Source organism: Methylobacterium goesingense (assembly GCF_022179225.1).
Taxonomy (GTDB): domain Bacteria; phylum Pseudomonadota; class Alphaproteobacteria; order Rhizobiales; family Beijerinckiaceae; genus Methylobacterium; species Methylobacterium goesingense.
This window is the reverse complement of record NZ_BPQL01000008.1, coordinates 1-19,316: the sequence shown is the minus strand read 5'-3', so window position 1 is coordinate 19,316 and position 19,316 is coordinate 1. Positions and strand designations below refer to the sequence as shown.

Sequence of the window (19,316 nt, the reverse complement as noted above, 5' to 3'; positions counted from 1 at the left end):
AGTCCGTCGCTTAGAGCTTGCCAGACCCGGCCAGCGCCCCACGAAGGCGGAGCATGGCGCATGCTCGCCGTGCTTTTCGATTGGATGCGTTCGCGTGGAGCCTGGAAGACACCTGCTCCGTAGAGACCTTCTTAACCAGTCGACGGCAGATTTCTCTGTGTGGGAAATAATCCCACACAAGGATGGACTCGATGTCGACGATCTCGGCGAACTCCGCCGCACCCCCTCGCCTGCCACCACGTCATCACGTCTCCCAAGGCGACCTGAGCGCGCGAACGATCGGCGAAAGCTCGCCGACAGACGCTGCCTCTCCCGGCACCGGCACCAGCGGGACCACCGCCACGGAGGTGTCCACGGATGCGGACAGGCTCGACCCCGGCAGCTTGCCGGACCGGATCGACGATCTCCTCACCCAGCAGGTCGGGAACGGAAACCTGACCCAGACCCAGGCCGATACGCTGAAGAGCGCATTCGAGAACCTTGGCGGCGGCACCGACGGGGTCGGCGCCCGCCAGCGTCCGCAGGGACCGCCCCCAGGTCCGCCGCCGGATGCGTCGGGGTCGGGATCGGGCACCTCCGACGCGTCGTCGGAGAGCACCGGCACGACCTCGGCCGACGATCTCCTGGCGACTTTCGTGAAGCAATTACAAACGGCACAGAACCAGTCCCGCGCCTATGCCGCCGATGGAACGCGCTCGGGCAGCCAGACCGCCAGCGCCCTCCTCCTGAACTTTACAGCGTGACACGGGAAAGCCCGACGGGGGCGATCGGGTGGCGCGAGAGTCACGGCGGTGGAATTCCGCGATTCGCCCAGCCCGTCCGGCCGTGAAGGCGCGCGACATGGCGCCGGATTTGATATCGATGGAGCAGCAGCCGGATCGTCGGGCTCGCAGGGGGTGCGCGCCACGAAGCGCACTCAGGCTTCCGCGGTCGTCCTCCCTCGGCGCCGAAGGGCAAGAAGACCGCGATGTTCGTGCTCATCCTCGATGATGCCCCGCTGAACAACCTGTTGCTCGCCGAGGTGATCCGCGACCTGCCCCATTGTACGGTCCGCGACTTCACGGTTCCGTTCGACGCCCTGGCGTTCGTGCGCGAGAATGCCGAGCAGATCGGCGTCGCGATCTCCGATTTCGAGATGCCGGGGATGAACGGGGTCGAGTTCATCCGTGCGGCTCGGATGATCCCGGGCTTTGCGCACGTCCCCATCGTCATGGTGACCAGCCTCGACCAGCGCAGCCTGCGCCGGGAAGCGCTCGCGGCCGGGGCCACGGACTTTCTCGCCAAGCCCTTCGACGCCGTCGAGATCAGGGCCCGGGTCTCGAATTTGCTCGCCCTCAACCAGGCGCGGCTCGATCAGATGGACCGGGCCGCCTGGCTCGACCGCGAAGTGAAGGCCGCCACCGCCCTCATCGCGGCGCGCGAGCGCGAGATCGTCATGATGCTCATGAAGGCCGCCGAACACCGGGACAACGAGACCGGCAACCACGTGGCGCGGGTCGCCGGCCTCGTCTCGGCGATCGCCCACAGCCTCGGGCTGCCGGAGGAGCAGGTCGAGCAGCTCAGCCTCGCTTCCACGATGCACGATGTCGGCAAGATCAGTGTGCCGGATTCCATCCTGCTGAAGCCGGGGCCGCTCACGGCCGAGGAGCGCCATCAGATGCAGCACCATGCCGAGCGCGGCAAGCGCATCCTGGAGGGCAGCTCCTCCAGCCTGATGCAACTCGCCGCCGAGATCGCCGCGACGCATCACGAGCGCTGGGACGGCTCGGGCTATCCGCTCGGCCTGTCCGGCGAAGCGATCCCGCTCTCGGGCCGCATCGTCGCCATCGCCGACGTGTTCGATGCGCTGACCTCGGAGCGCCCCTACAAGAAGGCATGGAGCGAGGCCGAGGCGCTCAACCACATCCGCGCGAATGCGGGTTCGCACTTCGACCCGGCCTGCGTGGACGCCTTCCTGAATGCACAGACGGGGCAGGGCTGAGCTTTACGGAGCCGGGCCGCCCGGAGCTAGCATCCCGGCAGCGGGTACACGCTTTCGCTCATTATCGATGCGAAGATCGCGGCGGGACGGTGTGGTCGGGCGGGCGAGAGGCGGGCGTCGCAAAACACGATAGGTCGGTGGCGCCTCGCCCCCATCCGAGGAGTCAGGCGTGCGGCACGTACGCGAAGCGATCGGGGTCTCGCCGACACGTTCGGGGGGCAAAGCGTCGACGAGACCCGGTCGGATCGATCTTATGTCCGACATCCCGGACTTGCATCCGAAGCGGCGTTCCGCATTCACAAAGGTAAATTTCAGGACGCAGTCCGTCTCAATCGTTGGACGCGATGTCCGCCAGTCGAGACGAGATCCAAACCTTGGCCGTTTCGAGATCGTCGAAGAGTGGCGCATGGATGTCCTTCACCGGACCGAAGCCGACCTCGAGGAACCACTTCCCGGCAAGCGCGCCGTGCTCGCCGGAGAGCTGCACGAGGATGGCAACGAGCATACCGTCCTCGGAAACCAGCCGGCTCTCGCGGTCGTTGCTGCCCGTCGCGATCTGGACGGCCTGTAGTTTCATGGTCATGCCGTCGCCCATGCCCCCAAATGAAGGTAGTTCGCGTTGAACTCGGCAATCGACTTCAGACGCTGAACATCGAGGATCTTCAGCGTCCTGCCTTTGAGTTCAATCACGCCTTGGCGTCGGAGTTCCTGAAGCGAGCGGTTCACGTGGACATTGGAAAGGCCGACGGTGTCGGCGAGATCGAGTTGGGTGACCGGAAACTCGTAGGAATCCTCGCTGGCGAAACCAACGACCTGCAGGCGAATGAGCAGTTCGCAGAACAGGTGAGCAATCCGCTCGACTGCGGAGCGGCAGCCCACGTTCACGAGCCACTCGCGCAGCGTCGCTTCGTCCACCAGGCTCGACAGGCGGAGGGAACGGGCGATGGCGGGATGCTCGTCGGTGAGGCGCTTCACGAAGTCCAGGGGCAGACGGACGACCCGGCAGGCGGAAAGGGTTGTGATGGTGTGGTCCATCTGCGTCAGCAGGGCGACGTCGAGGTCGCAGGCATCGCCGGGCAGCAGATAGGCCGTGATTTGCCGCGCACCGTTTGCCCGGTGCTTCTGTCGGCAGGCAATGCCCTCCATGATCAGGATCACGCCGTCAGGCGTGTCCCCCTCACGGATCATGTCGACCCGCTGGCCGATGAGTTGGGCGTTGGCGCTGATCCGTTCGAGGACGGCGCGATCGGCATCCGAGAGCAGACCGAACCCTTCGAGTTTTCGTACGAGAGGATTTGACATGTGGAACCGCGGCGTGGGCGGGGGAGATGGCAAGTCGGGATTCGTCGGAGAAGCGTCTGTCGGGCAGACCGCCAGGGCCGTGACGGGCTCGTGCAGACAAGTCGGTTCGGCCGGCCGATTCCACGGCCGGGCCCTGCTGCCGCGCATGTTGGACTTGGCGTTCCGTTCGATCGGCTGGGCGAGCCCTGCAACGGACCCGAGGTAACCGGTACCCGCCTTGTCGGGCTGCGCATGCCGGGACGCCATTCCGATGGCTTCGTGTCGCGGACACCCGACATAGAGCTTCGCAGCGAGACAATCGATTGCACACGAGCATGCCCATAGGCCACTGCGCGAAAATATTATGAGTAACAGATGCGGGTTTGTATGCTTTCGAACACTAACATATGTTTATATCTGCGAAAAATATCGTTTTCGTCACGATCGTAAGGCCCAACTTATTTCGTTCAGCTGCGTCGATCGCGAGCGCATGGGCACAATCGGGCGGAAGAGGCTGTATTCCAGGCATCCAAAGCCCGGAAATCTTTCATCATCCATGCAACCCCTGCTTCGGAATCGCGTACTGAGACAATTATTGCTGGGGGATCGCGCGCGCGTCGCGCCCCCTCTTCATCCCGTCCTGCTCGCGGTGCGTGATACCCTGACATGGCCCACCACGGTGATCGAATGCTGCAGCTTTCGAGGACGGAGTCGTGTTGGCGCGCGACCGGAAGCGTCTCGGCGCGGCCGCGGCTGGCAATTGCCGACACCCGGAGGCGTTCCACGCGAGCGTGATGGGAGCGGCTTGAGGGAGGCGACGAAGGCCGGCTCTGGCGAACGCTCACAGAAGGCTTGAGGATACGACGGGACCAGCGGGGGATGGACGCCCGGCGGGTTCTCGCACACGATCGCGTGCCGGACCGCAGCATCGAACAGGATCGCGGTGTCCGGGTTCCCGCGCCTCCCGGCCGCACCGATTCCGTCCCAGCCGGACCTCGTTCAAGAGCCCGTGGATGAACCGATCCGAGATCCGCTACTGGCTCGTCACGATCCTCGGTGGCAGCGCCGTCCTGGGCGCCTGGATCGTGCTGCCCGTCGAGGAATGGCTGCATGCCTTCGGCACCTGGACGGCGCGCCTCGGTGCGTTGGGGCCGATCGCCTTCGCGGCCCTGTTCGTGCTCGCGACCCTGCTGGTCGTTCCGGGCACGCCGCTCACCATCGCGGGCGGGGTCGCGTTCGGATGGTGGGCGATGCCCCTGGTGATGGTCGCCGCGACCCTGGGTTCGGTCCTGGCCTACCTGGCGGCGAGGTCCCTGCTGCGCGCGCGTGTCCACGCCTTCGTGGCGAACCACCCCGCCATGACCGCCACCGTGGAGGCCGTCGGCGACGCCGACTGGCGCCTCCTCACCCTGATGCGGCTCAGCCCCTTCGTGCCGTTCAATGCGCAGAACTACGCCCTCGGCCTCGCCGGCGTCGGCATGCCGGCCTTCCTGGTCTCGACCCTGGCCGGGATGATCCCCGGCACCGTTCTGTGCGTACATCTCGGCGTAATCGGGCGCGCGGCCGGCGATGACACGGCGAGCTGGATCCCCCTCGGCCTCGGGCTCGCTGCCACGGTCGCGGCTGTCGCGATGACGCGGCGGCGGGTGCAGGCGAGGCTCGCGGCACGGGCACGGGTCGCTCGCCCTCTACCGACTTCCGACGCATCGCTGGCGGCCGGACCGGGCCCGGATCGACGCTGGCTCCAGCCCGGCGCGACCTGCTGGCGCCAAGAAAGGGCCGGCCGTGTCGCGGTTTTGCACGACGGCGCCGCCTACTTCGCCGCGGCCCGCGCTGCGCTGCTGGAGTCGCGCCACTCCGTCATCCTCATCGGCTGGAGCTTCGACCCGCGCCTGCGCCTCGTGCCGGAGGGCAGCGGAGCGCCCGGGAACGAGACCATGGCGGACCTCCTGCGGGGCCTGAAGGCGCGCCGGCCCGAGCTTGTGATCCGCTTGCTGATCTGGGAGATGCCCTGGCCGATCGCCTCGGGCGCGGCGCTGAAGCCGGAGGCGATCCGCGCCCTGCTCGGCCCCGGCATCGCCTACCACCTCGACGCCACGCTTCCGCGCGGGGCCTGCCAACACCAGAAGATCCTGGTGATCGACGACCGGGTGGCGTTCTGTGGCGGCGGCGACTTCGAGGCCAACCGCTGGGATACACCCGCCCATCGGGACCGCGACCCCCGGCGCCGGCTGCCCACCGGCGAGGCCTACCCGCCGCGCCACGAGATCATGATGGTGGTGGACCGGGCCGCGGCGGCGGCCCTCGGCGACCTCGCCCGCCGGCGCTGGCGCGACGCGACGGGCGAACGCCTTTTATCGAGCGAGGCTTGGGCCGCCGATCCCTGGCCGGCCCATGTCACGCCCCTTCTCACCGACGTGCCGGTGGCGCTGGTCCGCACCATGCCGGCGCATGGCGGGCGCGAGGGCATCCGCGAGAATCAGGCGCTCTACGCGGCGGCGATCGCGGGCGCGCGCCGAACCATCTATCTGGAGAACCAGTACTTCACCGCGCCACTGATCGCCGAGGCCCTGGCGGCGCGTCTCGCCGAGCCGGACGGCCCCGAGATCGTGGTGGTCGTGGCCGAGCGCAGTCCGAACGGTTTCGACCGCCTGACCATGGACACCGCCCGCAGGGTCATGATCGCGCGCCTGCTCGCGGCGGACCGATACGGCCGCCTGCGCATCCTCGCGCCGCGGACACCGGGGGGGCGGACCATCCTGGTGCATTCGAAGGTCGCGATCTTCGACGACCGCCTGCTGCGGATCGGTTCGACCAATCTGAACAATCGGTCGCTGGGCTACGACAGCGAGTGCGACCTCGCGATCGAGGTCCCGCCGGGCGACGCCCACGATGCCACGCGCATCGCCGTGGCGCGCCTGCGGGACGGACTCGTCGCCCATCACGCCGGATGCCCGCGCGAGCTTTTCGAAGAGGCGGTCCGGACGCGCGGGTCCCTGTGCGCCGTGCTCGACGACCCGGCCCTGGTGGCACCGCAACGGCTCTGCGCGGTGATCCCCTCGCGGCGCGGGCTCCTCGCCCGTCTCATCGCGGCCTGGCACCTCGGCGACCCCGTCGGCGTCGCCGACGCGTGGCGGCCCTGGCGCCGGCAGTCGGAACTGCGGCGCCTGCGGGACGGCAACCCGCATCAGGCTGTCAGGGCGGCCGAGCCCGAGGGAGAGCCGAGCGCGCCGTGAACATCGCGCGTCTCCGCCGGCAGGCCGATTTCGGCGAGAAGCGGTCGATGGTCGGAGGCGTTACGCGCGAGCCCGTCGCGCAGGACCATGACCCGGTCCACCGTGATGCCGGCGCCAACGAAGACGTGGTCGAGGCGTAGCACAGGACAGCGGCTCGGAAAGGTGGCGTTCCCCGCGCGCTGGTGGGCGATCCGGCGGGCATCGGTGAGAGTGCGGGCCAGCTGCCGGTAGGCCCGCGACCACGGCGTGGCGTTCATGTCGCCCATCAGCACCACCGGCCCTCGAGCCTCGGCGCTGCCCAGCCAATCGGGTCCGAGCAGTGCGGCGACCTGCACGGAGCGCTCTGCGGCCCGAAGTCCGAGATGCGTGTTCAGAACCTGAAGCCGGTGAGTGCCGACCGAGACCTCGATCCAGAGGGCGCCGCGCGGCTCCAGGCCGGGCATACCCGGCAGGCCGCCGGCCCTGACGAGGTGTGAAGGATGACGCGTCAGGATCGCGTCACCGTAGCGCTCCTCTCCGACGCGTAGGGCCGCATGGAAGTGGTCGTGCAGGCCGACGCGGTTCGCGAGGGCGCGGGCCTGATCGAGACCGCCCGTTCGGGCACGCCCGGCATCCACCTCCTGCAAGGCGACGATGTCGGGCCGGCAGGCATCGATGACGGCGGCGATGCGGTCGAGGGCGACGCAACCGTCCATGCCGCGGCAATGGCGGATGTTGTAGCTGAGAAGGCGGAGAGCGGGACCGGGTGCGCGGACCTGCGTGGTCACGCGGCGCGCTCGGCCGGACAGGCGCAATGCCGGTCGCGTGTCGTCCTTGGCTCCGGCCGGCCCGGCGGGTCGCCAACCATCGGGACGCGACGATACCGGATCGCCTCCCCGGCCTCCTCCAGCGGTTCGGCCGAGATCGAGGCTCTGAAGCGCTGAAGCGCATATACGAGTTCTGACATCGCCCTACTCCCGCTCGAAGAACACGCGACCGCCGATCGGGTTTCCGGAAACGCGTCGGCCAAGAACACCCGTCTGGCGGATGCCGGTTCGTCCGCTGCCGGCGCGCGTCTGTGCAGCGACGCTCGGGTGGGGGTTGACCGGAGTGTCGTCGCTGACTGATTTTTGGGCACTGACCCGCGTGGCCGGGCCGCTTCCGCCGCGCAGGTCGTCGCACGCGATGGAAGGTGCACAGCGTTCGCGGCCCGGTTCTGAGTTGGCCTGATCCATGCCAAGGTGCCGGCGCCCCGCAATGCTCGCGGCCGGCACGCCCACAGCCTGCACGAAGAGGATGGAAGCCTTGTTGAAGTCCACGGTCAAAGCGTTCGCGTCGGCGGCTGCCCTCGCCGGGGTTCTCGGGCTGTCCGCCACGAACCCGGCACAGGCTGCCAACGTGTTCCGCTTCGCCTTCCAGGGCGACATCAAGTCCCTCGACCCCTACTCCCTCAAGGAGAGCTTCACGATCGGCATGCACGGCGCGGTGTTCGACTCGCTCATCACGCGCGACAAGGACCTGAAGCTGGCGCCCATGCTCGCCGAATCCTGGGAGAATCCGGAGCCGACGCGCTGGCGCTTCCATCTGCGCAAGGGCGTGAAGTTCCACGACGGCTCGGACTTCACCGCCGACGACGTGATCTTCTCGGCCAACCGCGTCCGGGCGCCGGGCTCGAACTTCACCACGAACGTGCCGTCCGACGCCGAATGGGTGAAGATCGACGACCACACCGTCGACATGAAGCTAAAAGGCCCGAACCCGATCGCCCTGTACCAGTTCTCGACCTGGTACATCATGTCGAAGTCCTGGGCCGAGAAGAACGGCGCCGTCGCTCCTACCCTGCCGAGCGCGACTTCGACCAGCTACGCCGCCCTGCATGAGAACGGCACCGGACCGTTCATCATCACCGAGCACCAGCCCGGCGTGCGCACGGTGTTCAAGAAGAACCCGAACTACTGGGGCAAGGTGGAATCGAACCTCGACGAGGCGGTCTTCACCACCATCCAGAACGACGCCACCCGCGTCGCCGCCCTGATCTCCGGTGAGGTGGACTGGATCGACCCCGTGCCGCTCCAGGACGCGCAGCGGGTGAATGCCAGTGGGACCGCCACGGTGATGGCCGGGCCGGAGCTGCGCACGATCTTCCTCGGCATGGACCAGTCGCGCGACGAGCTGAAGGACTCGAACGTCAAGGGCAAGAACCCGTTCAAGGACGTGCGCGTGCGCGAGGCCTTCTACCGGGCCATCGACGAGGAGACGATCGCCAAACGCGTCATGCGCGGCCAGGCCGTGCCCTCCGCTCTGCTGATCGCGCCTGTGCTGTTCCCGCGCGCCTCCGAGTTCAAGCGGCCCGAGTATGATCCGAAGCGCGCCAAGGCCCTGCTGACCGAGGCCGGTTACCCGGACGGCTTCTCCCTCGGGATGGACTGCCCCAACGACCGTTACGTCAACGACGAGGCGATCTGCCAAGCCGTGGTCTCGATGCTGGCCCGGGTCGGTGTGAAGGTGAACCTCAATGCGCAGCCGAAGGCGAAGTACTTCGCCAAGGTGCTGGCCCCGGCCTACGACACCTCGTTCTACCTCGTCGGCTGGACCCCCTCCTCCCAGGATTCGCACAACATCCTGTTCGAGATCGCCGGCTGCCGGAACGGCTCCAAGCCCGGCCGCGGCAACTGGAACCTCGGCAATTACTGCAACCCGAAGGTCGATGCGCTGGCTGATTCCGTCGAGGCCGAGAGCGACCAGACCAAGCGTAACGCCCAGATCAAGGAAGGCTTCGACACCATCCAGGCCGATTGGGGCTTCATCCCACTGCATCAGCAGGCCCTCGCCTGGGGTGTTTCGAAGAAGGTCACTCTGGTCCAGCGGCCAGATAACATGCTGATGCTGTACTGGGTCTCGAAGCAGCCGTGACACCCATGATCGATCGGTGTTCAGGCGGGTCCCCCTCCCCCTTGTGGGGAGGGGCTAGGGGTGGGGATGGTTGGGTGACCCGCGACCTGCGGAGGCCAGCGGCGCCATCCCCACTCCTGACCTTTCCCCACAAGCTTGACGGATCTCGGGCAGGCCCGAGATCCGCTGGGGAGAGGAGCGCGTTCAGGCGCGGGAGCGCGATCGGCCACCGGCAACGAGGCACCCGCCGATGATCGCCTTCATCCTCCAGCGCCTGCTTCAGTCCGTCGCCGTGCTGTTCGCGGTCGGGCTCATCGCTTTCTCGATGTTCCGCTTCGCCGGCGATCCGGTGAACCAGATCGTGGGCGTCGACACGCCCTACGCCGAGCGCGTCGCCATCCGGAAAGATCTCGGCCTCGACGACGCGGTCGCGGTCCAGTTCCTGCGCTATGCCGGCAACGTCGTGCGCGGCGAGTTCGGCACCTCCTACCAGTTTCGCCAGCCGGTCTCGGCCCTGCTCGCCGAGCGCATGCCCGCCACCCTCGAACTCGCCCTCTGCGCCACGCTCTTCGCGCTCACCGTCGGCATCCTGATGGGCGTCTACTGCGCCCTGCGGCGGGAGACCTGGCTCGCCAAAATCTTCCTTGCCATCTCGCTCGTCGGCATCAGCCTGCCGACCTTCCTCATCGGCATCCTCCTGATCTTCCTGTTCTCGGTGACGCTGGGCTGGCTGCCCTCCTTCGGGCGCGGCGACACCGTGCGGCTGGGCTGGTGGACGACGGGATTCCTGACGGGGTCCGGCCTCCGCGCGCTGATCCTGCCCTCCGTCACCCTCGGCCTGTTCCAGATGACCCTGATCATGCGGCTGGTGCGCGCCGAGATGCTGGAGGTCCTGCGCACCGACTACATTCGCTTCGCTCGGGCGCGGGGCCTCACCACCCGGTCGATCCATCTCGGCCATGCCCTGAAGAACACCCTGGTGCCGGTCATCACCATCGCGGGCCTGCAACTCGGCTCGGTCATCGCCTTCTCGATCATCACCGAGACGGTGTTCCAGTGGCCCGGCATGGGCCTGCTCTTCGTCCAGGCCGTGCAGAACGTCGATATCCCCATTATGGCGGCCTACCTGCTGCTGGTCGCCGCCATCTTCGTCGTCATCAACCTCGTGGTGGATGTGCTCTACACCATCGTCGATCCCCGCCTGCGCCTGTCCACGGGACGCGCCGCATGAGCGCTTCCGTGCAGGACGCTCCCCTCCTCCCGCCGGCGCCGGTAAGGGGCTCGACGCTCGCCCGCTTCCTCGATTCCGACGTCTATGCCAGCTTCCGCCGCTCGAAGCTGGCCATGGGCGCCTTCGCGGTGACGCTGGTCTTCTTCCTCCTGGCGCTGGCGGCCCCCTGGATCTCGCCGCAGAACCCCTACGACCCGGCGCAGCTCGAGCTCATGAACTCGAACCTGCCACCGCTCTGGTACGCCGACGGCGTCGCCCCCTTCACCCTCGGCACCGACGACCAGGGCCGCGACGTGCTCTCGGCGGTGTTTTACGGCCTCCGACTGTCCCTGGTGGTCGGCCTCCTCGGCGTGCTGGTCTCGGGCACCCTCGGCATTCTGCTCGGGCTGCTGGCGGGCTATTTCGGCGGCTTCGTCGACACGCTGATCATGCGCGTCGCAGACGTGCAGCTGACCTTTCCGGCGATCCTCATCGCGCTTGTGGTGGACGGCGTCGCCAAGGCGGCTGTCGGGAGCCAGATGGACACGAACGCCGCCATCGGGCTGATCGTGCTCTCGATCGGTCTTTCGTTCTGGGTGCAGTACGCCCGCACCGTCCGCTCCTCCGTGCTGGTGGAGAAGAACAAGGACTACGTCCAGGCCGGGCGGCTCATCGGCCTGTCCTCGCCGGTCATCATGGTCCGGCACGTCCTGCCCAATGTCCTCGGGCCGGTCTTCGTCATCGCCACCATCAACCTCGCCCTCGCCATCATCACCGAGGCGACGCTGTCCTTCCTCGGCACCGGCCTGCCCGATTCGATGCCTTCGCTCGGCACCCTGATTCGCACCGGCAACCGCTTCCTGTTCTCCGGCGAGTGGTGGATCGTCGCCTTCCCGGGTCTGGCGCTCGCTGGTCTCGTCCTGGCGATCAACCTGCTGGGAGACTGGCTGCGCGACGCCCTGAACCCCAAGCTGCAATGACAGAGCCCGTCCTCTCCGTCCGCAACCTGCGCGTCGCCTTCGCGGGTCGCCGCGGCACTCTCACGGCCATCGACGACGTCTCGTTCGACATCGCCCGCGGGGAGATCCTCGGCGTCGTCGGCGAATCCGGAGCCGGCAAGTCCGTCACCGGTTCGGCCGTCATCGGCCTCATCGACCCGCCCGGCGGCATCGTTGGGGGGCAGATCCTGCTGAAGGGCGAGCGCATCGACACGCTGTCGCCGGACGCCATGCGGCGGATCCGGGGCCGGCGCATCGGCATGATCTTCCAGGACCCGCTGACCAGCCTCAACCCGCTCTACCGCGTCGGCCGGCAGATCGTGGAGACCGTCCGAACCCACACCGACCTGTCCGAGAAGGCGGCGCGCCAGCGCGCCATCGACCTCCTGGCGGAGGTCGGCATCCCGGCGCCGGAGCGGCGGATCGATGGCTATCCGCACGAGTTCTCCGGTGGCATGCGCCAGCGCGTGGTGATCGCCCTGGCTCTTGCCGCCGAGCCCGAACTCATCATCGCGGACGAGCCGACCACGGCGCTGGACGTCTCGGTCCAGGCCCAGATCATCGCGCTGCTGAAGCGCCTCGGCACCGAGCGCGGGACCAGCGTGATGCTGGTGACCCACGACATGGGCGTGATCGCGGAGGCGGCCGACCGGGTGGCGGTGATGTATTCGGGGCGCATCGCCGAGATCGGCCCCGTGCGCGACGTGGTGCAGAACCCGCTCCACCCCTACGCAAAGGGCCTGATGGGGGCGATCCCGACCCTCGCCCAGGAGACGGACCGCCTCGCCCAGATCCCGGGATCGATGCCGCGCCTCTCCAACATCCCGCAGGGCTGCGCCTTCCACCCGCGCTGCCCCTCGGCCTTCGCCCGCTGTCTCGTCGAGCGGCCGGACCCGATCCCGGTCGGGGCGCACCGGGTCGCCTGCCACCTCTACGACCGCTCGGAAGCCTCCGCCGCATGAACGCGTCCGTGATGCCGCCCGCCTCGAGCGCCCGATCATCGGAGGCGCCCTACGTCGCGATCGAAGGCCTGCGCCGCACCTTCGACGTGTCGCGTCCTTGGCTGGCCCGGGTCATCGAGCGCCAGCCGCGGCAGATCCTGCGGGCGGTGGACGGCGTGAGCTTCGAGATCCGGCGGGGCGAGACCTTCGCGCTCGTCGGCGAGTCGGGTTCGGGCAAGTCGACGGTCGCCCGCATGGTGGTGGGGCTGCTGCCACCGAGCGGTGGCGACGTGCGCATCACCGGCGTCTCGATGACCGACCCGCGCGAGGCCGCCGCCCGCCGCCGCCTGCGCCGCCGCATCCAGATGGTCTTCCAGGACCCTTACGCGTCGATGAACCCGCGCTGGCGGGTCCGCCGGATCGTCGCCGAGCCGATCCGGGCCTTCAACCTGCTCCAGGGCGAGGCCGCCATCGGCCGCCGGGTCGGCGAACTGCTCGGCCTCGTCGGCCTGCATCCCGACGACGGGGTGAAGTATCCGCACGAATTCTCCGGTGGCCAGCGCCAGCGCATCGCCATCGCCCGGGCGCTCGCCTCGGAGGCGGAGTTCCTGGTGGGCGACGAGCCGACCTCGGCCCTCGACGTCTCGGTCCAGGCTCAGATCCTCAACCTGATGCGCGACCTGCAGGACCGCCTCGGGCTGACCTACCTCTTCATCAGTCACAACCTCGCCGTCGTCCGTCACATGGCGAACCGAATCGGGGTGATGTATCTGGGGCGCGTGGTCGAGATCGCAGACGGACGGGAACTCTTCCGTGCTCCGAAACATCCCTACACGCGCATGCTGCTCGATGCGGTTCCGGATATCGGCCTCACCGGGCGCAAGCGCATCCCCGTCTCGGGCGAGATCCCGAACCCGATCAACCCACCCCCGGGTTGCGCCTTCAACCCGCGCTGCCCTTTCGCGAACGAGCGCTGCCGTACCGAGGTGCCCGCCCTGGTCGAGGGCGTGGCCTGCCACGCCTTCCAGGAGCGGCGACTGCCGGCCTGAGGGCGGGCGGCACGCGCGGACGCGCTCCAGAGCCAGAGCATGAGCACAGACCCATCCATCGCCGCGGCCGATCCGGCGGCGGGCGAAGCGTCGGAGGACGGCATCCTCGGCCTCGGCCTCGTCGCGCTCTCGGCCGCGATCCATGCCCGGCACGTCTCCTGCGTCGAGGTCATGACCGCCTGTCTCGACCAGATCGACCGGGTCAACCCGGCCGTGAACGCCATCGTGGCCCTGCGCGATCGCGCCGACCTTTTCGCCGCCGCTGAGGAGCGCGACGAGCAGGCCGCGCGCGGCGACTTCGCCGGACCCCTGCATGGCATTCCGCTCGCCGTGAAGGACATCGACGCCGTCAAGGGCCTGCCCTTCACGCTCGGATCGCCGATTTTTCGCGATCGCATCGCGGCCGCCGATTCCATCATGGTCAAGCGCCTGCGGCGGGCCGGCACCATCATCACCGGCAAGACCAACATGCCGGAGTTCGGGCTCGGCTCGCAGACCTTCAATCCCGTCTACGGCGCCACCCGGAACGCCTACGATCCGAGCAAGACCTCCGGTGGTTCCAGCGGTGGCGCGGCCGTGGCGGTGGCGCTCCGGATGCAGGCGGTGGCCGACGGCAGCGACCATGCCGGCTCGCTGCGCAACCCGCCGGCCTTCAACAACCTGTTCGGCCTGCGCACCGGCTACGGCCGCATCCCAATCGAGACCAAGGACGCCTTCACCCCCGGCCTCGGGGTCGCAGGCGGAATCGGACGCTCCCCTGCCGATATCGGCCTGCTGCTCTCCGTGCAGGCCGGCTACGACGCGCGGGTGCCCTACTCGAACACGCAAGACCCCGGCATCTTCGCCGAGGATCTGAAGCGCGACTTCACCGGCGCCCGCATCGCCTGGTTCGACGATCTCGGCGGCTACCTGCCCTTCGAGCCGGGCGTGCTCGACCTCGACCGCAGCGCGCTTCCCGCCTTCGAGGCCCTGGGCGCCAAGGTGGAATGGGACCGGCCGCGCTTCGACATGGGCAAAGTCTGGCGCGACTGGCTCACCCTTCGGGCCTGGATGACCGCCTCCAACCTGCGTCCGCTCTACGACGAGCCCGCCTACCGGGCCTTGCTCAAGCCGGAGGCGGTCTGGGAGGTGGAGCGCGGCCTCGCCCTCTCGGCGGATCAGGTCTCGGCCGCCCAGGAGGGCCGCACCGCCTGGTACGAGGCCGTGCGCCGGTTCCGGGAGCGCTACGACTTCCTGCTGATGCCCTCGGCGCAGGTTTTCCCCTTCGATGTCGAAGAGCGCTGGCCCAAGTCCGTCGGCGGCCGGGCGATGGACACCTATCACCGCTGGATGGAGGCGACGATTCCCGTCACCATGAGCGGGCTGCCCGCCCTCAACGTGCCTGCGGGCTTCGACCCGGCCGGGCGCCCTTCCGGCATCCAGATCGTCGGCCCCAACAACGGCGAGCGCGACTGCCTCCAGCTCGGCGCCGCCTACGATGCCGCCACCCGGTGGGTCACCCGGCGCAAGCCCGCGCTGCTGACCCCGTCCTGATCCTTCTCCGAGCCACTCGCCTCCGAGCCCCCCGATGACCGACACGCCCGCGCCGCATCACGGCCGCTACGCCTACAGCGCCCTGCCCGACCGGCCGGTCTACGATTGGCCCGGGGGCAAGCGTCTCGCGGTCTATATCGGGCTCAACCTCGAGGGCTTCGACTTCGGTCTCGGCCTCGGGGCCGAACTCGCCCCCGGCGGTCCGCAGCCGGACGTGCTCAACTACGCCTGGCGCGACTGGGGCAACCGGGTCGGCGCCTGGCGGATCAAGGACACTCTCGACGCGCTGCGGATGCCCGCGAGCGTGTTGGTCAACAGCCGGCTGTATGCCGATTGCCCCGGCCTGATCGAGGCGTTCCGGGCGCGCGGCGACGAGATCGTCGGGCACGGCCGCACCAACACCGAGCGTCAGGGCGACCGGGAAGAAGCCGAAGAGCGGGCGCTGATCGCCGAGGCCACCGCGATCCTGACCGCCCATGAGGGAAAAGCCCCGAAGGGCTGGCTCGGTCCATGGATCTCCCAGAGCCACCGGACGCCGGACCTCCTGGCGGAAGCAGGCTACACCTACCTCCTCGACTGGTGCCACGACGATCAGCCGACCTGGTTTGCCACCCGTAACGGCGGCCGCATCCTCGCGGTGCCGTATCCGCAGGAGCTGAACGACATCCCCGCCATTGTGGCCCGCAAGGAGACCGGGCAGCAATTCGCAGACGCCCTCGTCGAGGCCTTCGACGAGATGCTGGAGCAGTCGCGGACCGCACCGCTGGTCATGGGGATCGCCCTGCATCCCTACATCGTCGGCCAGCCGCACCGCCTGCGCCCCTTGCGCCGGGCCCTCGCCCACATCGCCGCGCATCGAGACGAGATCTGGCTGACGACCGCCGGTGGCATCGCCGATTTCGCCACGGAGAGCGGCACCGCCCTGTAGCGGGTCGGTGCCGGCCGACCGTTCAGACACCGATCAGACTGGCCCGGGTAGACAGGCGCCTCGCGTTTCCGACGCCTGCCCCGAGCCCATCCATGCATGCCGACGCCTTCCTTGCCGCCGCCGAACGCCTGCCCGTCCGTGATCTCGACGCGCTGACGGGCGGAACCGGCCTCGTGATCGTCGCCCCGCACCCGGACGACGAAAGCCTCGGCTGCGGCGGCGTCATGGCCGCTGCCCACGCGCGCGGCCAGACGGTCGCGGTGGTCATCGTCAGCGACGGCTGCGGCTCGCACACCCATTCGGCGCTCTACCCGCCGGACAAGCTTCGGGCCCTGCGCGAGCAGGAGACCCTGGACGCAGTCGCAGTCCTCGGCGTGCCCCCGGAGGCCGTGACCTTCCTGCGCATGCCCGATGCCGGCGTCCCGAGCAGCGGCCCGGAGGCCGAGGCGGCCGCGGCCCGCATCGCCGAGATCGCCGTGACCACCGGGGCTGGAGCGGTCTGCGTGACCTGGGGCCACGATCCGCATTGCGACCATCAGGCCGCCGCCGCCATCGTCCGGATGGCCCAGGGTCGCCTCGGTGCGATCCGCAGCTACGCCTATCCGGTCTGGGGCTGGACCCTGCCCGAAGGCACCGAGGTCGGGAATGCTCCGACCGGCCTGCGCGTCGATGTCGGTGCGCATCGGTCGGCGAAGGCGGCGGCCATCGCCGCCCATCGTTCGCAGACGACGGACCTGATCGCAGACGATCCCACCGGCTTTCGGCTGGAGCCCCAGATGATCACCCGGTTCACGGGCGATTTCGAGATCTTCATCGCCCTCGACGAGCCGACCTCGTGATCGCCGACACCACCGTCATCACCCTGAACAAGGGCCGCGACGCGCACCTGGCGCGCCTGCTCGAGGGGCTCGCGCGCGGGCCGCACCCGGAGGCCTGCGTCGTGGTCGAGATGGGCGCGAACCCGGCGCCATTGCCCGAATTGGGTTTTCCGATCCGGCGCGTTCATCTGGAAGCGGCGGGTCTGCCCCTGGCGCGGGCGCGCAATGCCGGGCGCCGGGCGGCCACGACCGAGCGGCTGATCTTCCTCGACGTGGATTGCATCCCCTCCGTCGATCTCGTGCCGTGCCTGAGCCGCGACCTCGATGCTGCGGACGGCCTGATCTGCTGCGAGATCCGCTACCTCCCAGCGGGCACAGTTGCGGATGGCTGGACGGAGGGCGCCCTGCGGGCGGCCGGCCACCGGCATCCGGTGCGGCACTTCCCGGAGCGTGGCCTCGCCCGGTCCGAGAATGTCGGCTTGTTCTGGTCCCTCGCCTTCGGTGTGCGTGCCACGACCTTCGACCGCCTCGGCGGCTTCGACGAGGGCTTCGACGGCTACGGGGCGGAGGACACCGATCTCGCCTTCCGGGCTGACGCCCTCGGCATCCCGGTCCTGTTCACCGCCGGGGGCCTGGCCTTCCACCAGCACCACCTCGCCTGCGACCCGCCCCTGCAGCACTTTTCCGACATCGTGCGCAACGCCGCGCGCTTCCGCGCCCGCCACGGCCTGTGGCCGATGGACGGCTGGCTCGACGCCTTTGCCACGCGGGGATTGATCGGCTTGGATTGGCGGGATGGCCTGACGGTCCTGCGCCATCCGACACCAGAGGAGATCGCGGCCACGCGTCTGCCCGCCGACCGCCCGTTCTGAGACTCACGGGCGCCGGGCATCCATCCGGTCGGCGAGGTCGGCGATGAGTCGCGCCGTCCGGGGGATCGCGCCCGGCTCGGCGAGGGCGCCGATGCGGGCCGGGTCGAGGCGAAGGCCGGCGGCGATCACCCCCGGCCACGCCGCCGGGCTCGGCCAGGCGGGACTATGAATTGCCGCACCCAGGGAGGCGAGGGCCTCGGCCTTGGCGACCTGCTCGTCGAAGGCGCGCGGTTCCGGCAGGCAGACGAAGCGCTTCCCCGCGGCAGCGACACCCGAGACGACGCCGTCGCCGCCCGCCCCGACGACCAGGGCGGCCCGTGCGAGCCAGGGTGCCGGGTCCGCGACCCATCCGTGCAGGTGGAGATTCGGGGGATGGTCCCCGCCCGCGTTCTCAACGGGTCCGAGTACGTGCCAGGACCGGTCCGGGACCGCCCGGGCCGCCTGAGCCAGATCCGTCAGGCGTCCGCCCTCGCCGCCGCGCCCGTAGATCACCAGGATCGAGCCGTCCTCCGGCGTCGGCGGCATCCGTTCGGGAGCCGGTAGACCGGCATAGACGGTCTTGGCCCGCACCCAGTCCGGCGTCCCGGCGGCTTCGAGTTCAGGCGGAAAGAAGGCCAGCACGGCCTCCGCGCTGCGGAAAGCCTCGCGATGGGGCGTATCGGTGCGGTTGCCCGACAGGCGCACCGTCAGGGTCGGCACCGACATCAGGCGGGCGAACAGGGTGATCTCCGCCGAGACGTCGACGACGATCAGCGCCGGATCGGCTTCCACGATCCAGGCCGCGAGGCGGCCCATGCGCGTGCGGATGTTGTCCGCCCCGACCGGGGCGTAATGCAGCGCCTCGGGTCGCTCGGACGCATCGTCGAGGCCGTCGAAACGTTCACTCAGGCGGTCGTCCGGCAGATCGAGAAGGGCGCCGGCGGCATCGCGGGTGTCGATGTCCGCCAGAGTCCCGATCAGCGTAACCGGACGGTCGAGGGCTGCGGCGATGCGGTTGGCGCGCTGCCAATGGCCGGCGCCCTGGTGATGGACGTAGTAGCCGATCGGCCGCCGCTTCATGCGACGCGCGCCATCCGGGGCCGGCCGAGCAGCGCATGGAGTCCATCCAATGCCTCGTCCAGGGGAACCGAGACCGCCTCGGGAATACCCTCGCCGACTCGCGCCTCCACGCGCTCGACCAGCGCGATGGCATTCGGGCAGGCGGCCGGTTCGATGGCGGCAATTTCGGCCGGCGCGAGGCCGAGGGCAGCCAGGCCCGCTTCCGATCCCTCGGGATGATCGTAGGCCCCAGCCACGGCGCGGCGGCGCTCGATCAGCGCGCGCCAATGCTCGGCCGGGGGCAGGCAGTAGGCTTCAGCACCGGCGGCCACGCGGGCGCGGCGGGTCATCTCCGTGGCCATGCCGCCCTGGACGCGGCCGATGCCGCGGTCGGAAACCGCGATGGAGACCTGCGGGCAGTGGCGCACCCGGCCACCATGCGCCCTGACCCGCGAGACCAGGGCATTATCCTCGCCGCAGGCGATGGCGGGCAGCCCACCCACGGCACGGTAGAGGTCCGCCCGCAGGCACAGGCTCGCTGCGACGTGGTCGCCGTGCCG

Annotated in this window: 17 protein-coding genes and 1 pseudogene; 12 read left to right on the top strand and 6 right to left on the bottom strand. The window is 69.1% G+C overall.

All coding sequences use genetic code 11. The features are described 5' to 3' along the window. The first annotated feature begins 191 nt into the window (after positions 1 to 191). Both MFF30_RS01395 and MFF30_RS01390 read left to right on the top strand, forming a co-directional pair. On the top strand, positions 192 to 743 hold the full coding sequence (locus MFF30_RS01395) for a hypothetical protein (protein WP_238275598.1): 552 nt from the start codon (positions 192 to 194) through the stop codon (positions 741 to 743). A gap of 224 nt (positions 744 to 967) precedes the next feature. Next, a complete protein-coding gene (locus tag MFF30_RS01390) occupies positions 968 to 1,981 on the top strand; it encodes an HD-GYP domain-containing protein (RefSeq protein WP_238275596.1) in 1,014 nt (337 codons plus the stop codon). 328 nt (positions 1,982 to 2,309) lie between these two features. On the opposite strand, the gene MFF30_RS01385 is transcribed toward MFF30_RS01390, so the two are convergent. Beyond that, the gene (locus tag MFF30_RS01385) at positions 2,310 to 2,576 is read right to left on the bottom strand and encodes a hypothetical protein (protein ID WP_306424552.1); all 267 of its coding nucleotides are present in this window, start codon (positions 2,574 to 2,576) and stop codon (positions 2,310 to 2,312) included. Beyond that, positions 2,561 to 3,529, bottom strand: a complete 969-nt coding sequence (locus tag MFF30_RS01380) for a Crp/Fnr family transcriptional regulator (protein ID WP_238275594.1) — start codon at positions 3,527 to 3,529, stop codon at positions 2,561 to 2,563. The genes MFF30_RS01385 and MFF30_RS01380 overlap by 16 nt, the downstream gene beginning before the upstream one ends. A 746-nt stretch (positions 3,530 to 4,275) precedes the next feature. Here MFF30_RS01380 and MFF30_RS01375 point away from each other — a divergent pair. After that, positions 4,276 to 6,498: a VTT domain-containing protein gene (locus MFF30_RS01375; RefSeq protein WP_238275592.1), complete on the top strand. Its 2,223-nt coding sequence runs from the start codon at positions 4,276 to 4,278 to the stop codon at positions 6,496 to 6,498. Here MFF30_RS01375 and MFF30_RS01370 read toward each other — a convergent pair. Both MFF30_RS01370 and MFF30_RS01365 read right to left on the bottom strand, forming a co-directional pair. After that, positions 6,450 to 7,292, bottom strand: coding sequence for an endonuclease/exonuclease/phosphatase family protein (locus tag MFF30_RS01370; protein WP_373320819.1), 843 nt, complete (start codon positions 7,290 to 7,292; stop codon positions 6,450 to 6,452). The two genes, MFF30_RS01375 and MFF30_RS01370, sit on opposite strands and share 49 nt — an antisense overlap. Positions 7,293 to 7,448: 156 nt before the next feature. Beyond that, entirely contained in the window at positions 7,449 to 7,796 is a 348-nt protein-coding gene (locus MFF30_RS01365; RefSeq protein WP_238275590.1) for a hypothetical protein, read from the bottom strand. A gap of 46 nt (positions 7,797 to 7,842) precedes the next feature. On the opposite strand from MFF30_RS01365, the gene MFF30_RS01360 reads away from it, so the two are divergent. The 9 genes from MFF30_RS01360 (at position 7,843) to MFF30_RS01320 (ending at position 17,718) form a co-directional block, all read left to right on the top strand. Further along, positions 7,843 to 9,390 (top strand): ABC transporter substrate-binding protein, encoded by a 1,548-nt coding sequence (locus MFF30_RS01360; protein ID WP_373320820.1) that lies wholly within the window; start codon positions 7,843 to 7,845, stop codon positions 9,388 to 9,390. Positions 9,391 to 9,619: 229 nt separating this feature from the next. Continuing rightward, the gene (locus tag MFF30_RS01355; protein WP_238275586.1) at positions 9,620 to 10,600 is read left to right on the top strand and encodes an ABC transporter permease; all 981 of its coding nucleotides are present in this window, start codon (positions 9,620 to 9,622) and stop codon (positions 10,598 to 10,600) included. Next, entirely contained in the window at positions 10,597 to 11,559 is a 963-nt protein-coding gene (locus tag MFF30_RS01350) for an ABC transporter permease (protein WP_238275584.1), read from the top strand. Before MFF30_RS01355 ends, MFF30_RS01350 begins: the two co-directional genes overlap by 4 nt. Continuing rightward, on the top strand, positions 11,556 to 12,539 hold the full coding sequence (locus MFF30_RS01345) for an ABC transporter ATP-binding protein (RefSeq protein ID WP_238275582.1): 984 nt from the start codon (positions 11,556 to 11,558) through the stop codon (positions 12,537 to 12,539). The genes MFF30_RS01350 and MFF30_RS01345 overlap by 4 nt, the downstream gene beginning before the upstream one ends. Before the next feature lie 11 nt (positions 12,540 to 12,550). Continuing rightward, positions 12,551 to 13,567: an ABC transporter ATP-binding protein gene (locus tag MFF30_RS01340; protein WP_238275624.1), complete on the top strand. Its 1,017-nt coding sequence runs from the start codon at positions 12,551 to 12,553 to the stop codon at positions 13,565 to 13,567. A 39-nt stretch (positions 13,568 to 13,606) separates the two neighbouring features. Continuing rightward, positions 13,607 to 15,100 carry an amidase gene (locus MFF30_RS01335; RefSeq protein WP_238275580.1) on the top strand — a complete coding sequence of 498 codons (1,494 nt, stop codon included), beginning with the start codon at positions 13,607 to 13,609 and terminating at the stop codon, positions 15,098 to 15,100. A 34-nt stretch (positions 15,101 to 15,134) separates the two neighbouring features. Beyond that, on the top strand, positions 15,135 to 16,028 hold the full coding sequence (locus tag MFF30_RS01330) for a polysaccharide deacetylase family protein (RefSeq protein ID WP_238275578.1): 894 nt from the start codon (positions 15,135 to 15,137) through the stop codon (positions 16,026 to 16,028). A gap of 92 nt (positions 16,029 to 16,120) precedes the next feature. Further along, positions 16,121 to 16,867, top strand: a complete 747-nt coding sequence (locus MFF30_RS01325) for a PIG-L deacetylase family protein (protein ID WP_238275576.1) — start codon at positions 16,121 to 16,123, stop codon at positions 16,865 to 16,867. Continuing rightward, a complete protein-coding gene (locus MFF30_RS01320) occupies positions 16,867 to 17,718 on the top strand; it encodes a glycosyltransferase family 2 protein (protein ID WP_238275623.1) in 852 nt (283 codons plus the stop codon). Before MFF30_RS01325 ends, MFF30_RS01320 begins: the two co-directional genes overlap by 1 nt. Before the next feature lie 3 nt (positions 17,719 to 17,721). On the opposite strand, the gene MFF30_RS01315 is transcribed toward MFF30_RS01320, so the two are convergent. After that, entirely contained in the window at positions 17,722 to 18,777 is a 1,056-nt protein-coding gene (locus MFF30_RS01315) for a glycosyltransferase (protein ID WP_238275575.1), read from the bottom strand. Beyond that, positions 18,774 to 19,316, bottom strand: a pseudogene (locus MFF30_RS01310) (glycosyltransferase); the annotation flags it as partial. The pseudogene MFF30_RS01310 and the gene MFF30_RS01315, both read right to left, overlap by 4 nt.

Coding starts and splice junctions, on each gene's coding strand:
- MFF30_RS01395 (WP_238275598.1), top strand. CDS start 192: ATGTCGACGATCTCGGCGAACTCCGCCGCACCCCCTCGCCTGCCACCA.
- MFF30_RS01390 (WP_238275596.1), top strand. CDS start 968: ATGTTCGTGCTCATCCTCGATGATGCCCCGCTGAACAACCTGTTGCTC.
- MFF30_RS01385 (WP_306424552.1), bottom strand. CDS start 2,576: ATGGGCGACGGCATGACCATGAAACTACAGGCCGTCCAGATCGCGACG.
- MFF30_RS01380 (WP_238275594.1), bottom strand. CDS start 3,529: ATGGCGTCCCGGCATGCGCAGCCCGACAAGGCGGGTACCGGTTACCTC.
- MFF30_RS01375 (WP_238275592.1), top strand. CDS start 4,276: ATGAACCGATCCGAGATCCGCTACTGGCTCGTCACGATCCTCGGTGGC.
- MFF30_RS01355 (WP_238275586.1), top strand. CDS start 9,620: ATGATCGCCTTCATCCTCCAGCGCCTGCTTCAGTCCGTCGCCGTGCTG.
- MFF30_RS01350 (WP_238275584.1), top strand. CDS start 10,597: ATGAGCGCTTCCGTGCAGGACGCTCCCCTCCTCCCGCCGGCGCCGGTA.
- MFF30_RS01345 (WP_238275582.1), top strand. CDS start 11,556: ATGACAGAGCCCGTCCTCTCCGTCCGCAACCTGCGCGTCGCCTTCGCG.
- MFF30_RS01340 (WP_238275624.1), top strand. CDS start 12,551: ATGCCGCCCGCCTCGAGCGCCCGATCATCGGAGGCGCCCTACGTCGCG.
- MFF30_RS01335 (WP_238275580.1), top strand. CDS start 13,607: ATGAGCACAGACCCATCCATCGCCGCGGCCGATCCGGCGGCGGGCGAA.
- MFF30_RS01330 (WP_238275578.1), top strand. CDS start 15,135: ATGACCGACACGCCCGCGCCGCATCACGGCCGCTACGCCTACAGCGCC.
- MFF30_RS01325 (WP_238275576.1), top strand. CDS start 16,121: ATGCATGCCGACGCCTTCCTTGCCGCCGCCGAACGCCTGCCCGTCCGT.
- MFF30_RS01315 (WP_238275575.1), bottom strand. CDS start 18,777: ATGAAGCGGCGGCCGATCGGCTACTACGTCCATCACCAGGGCGCCGGC.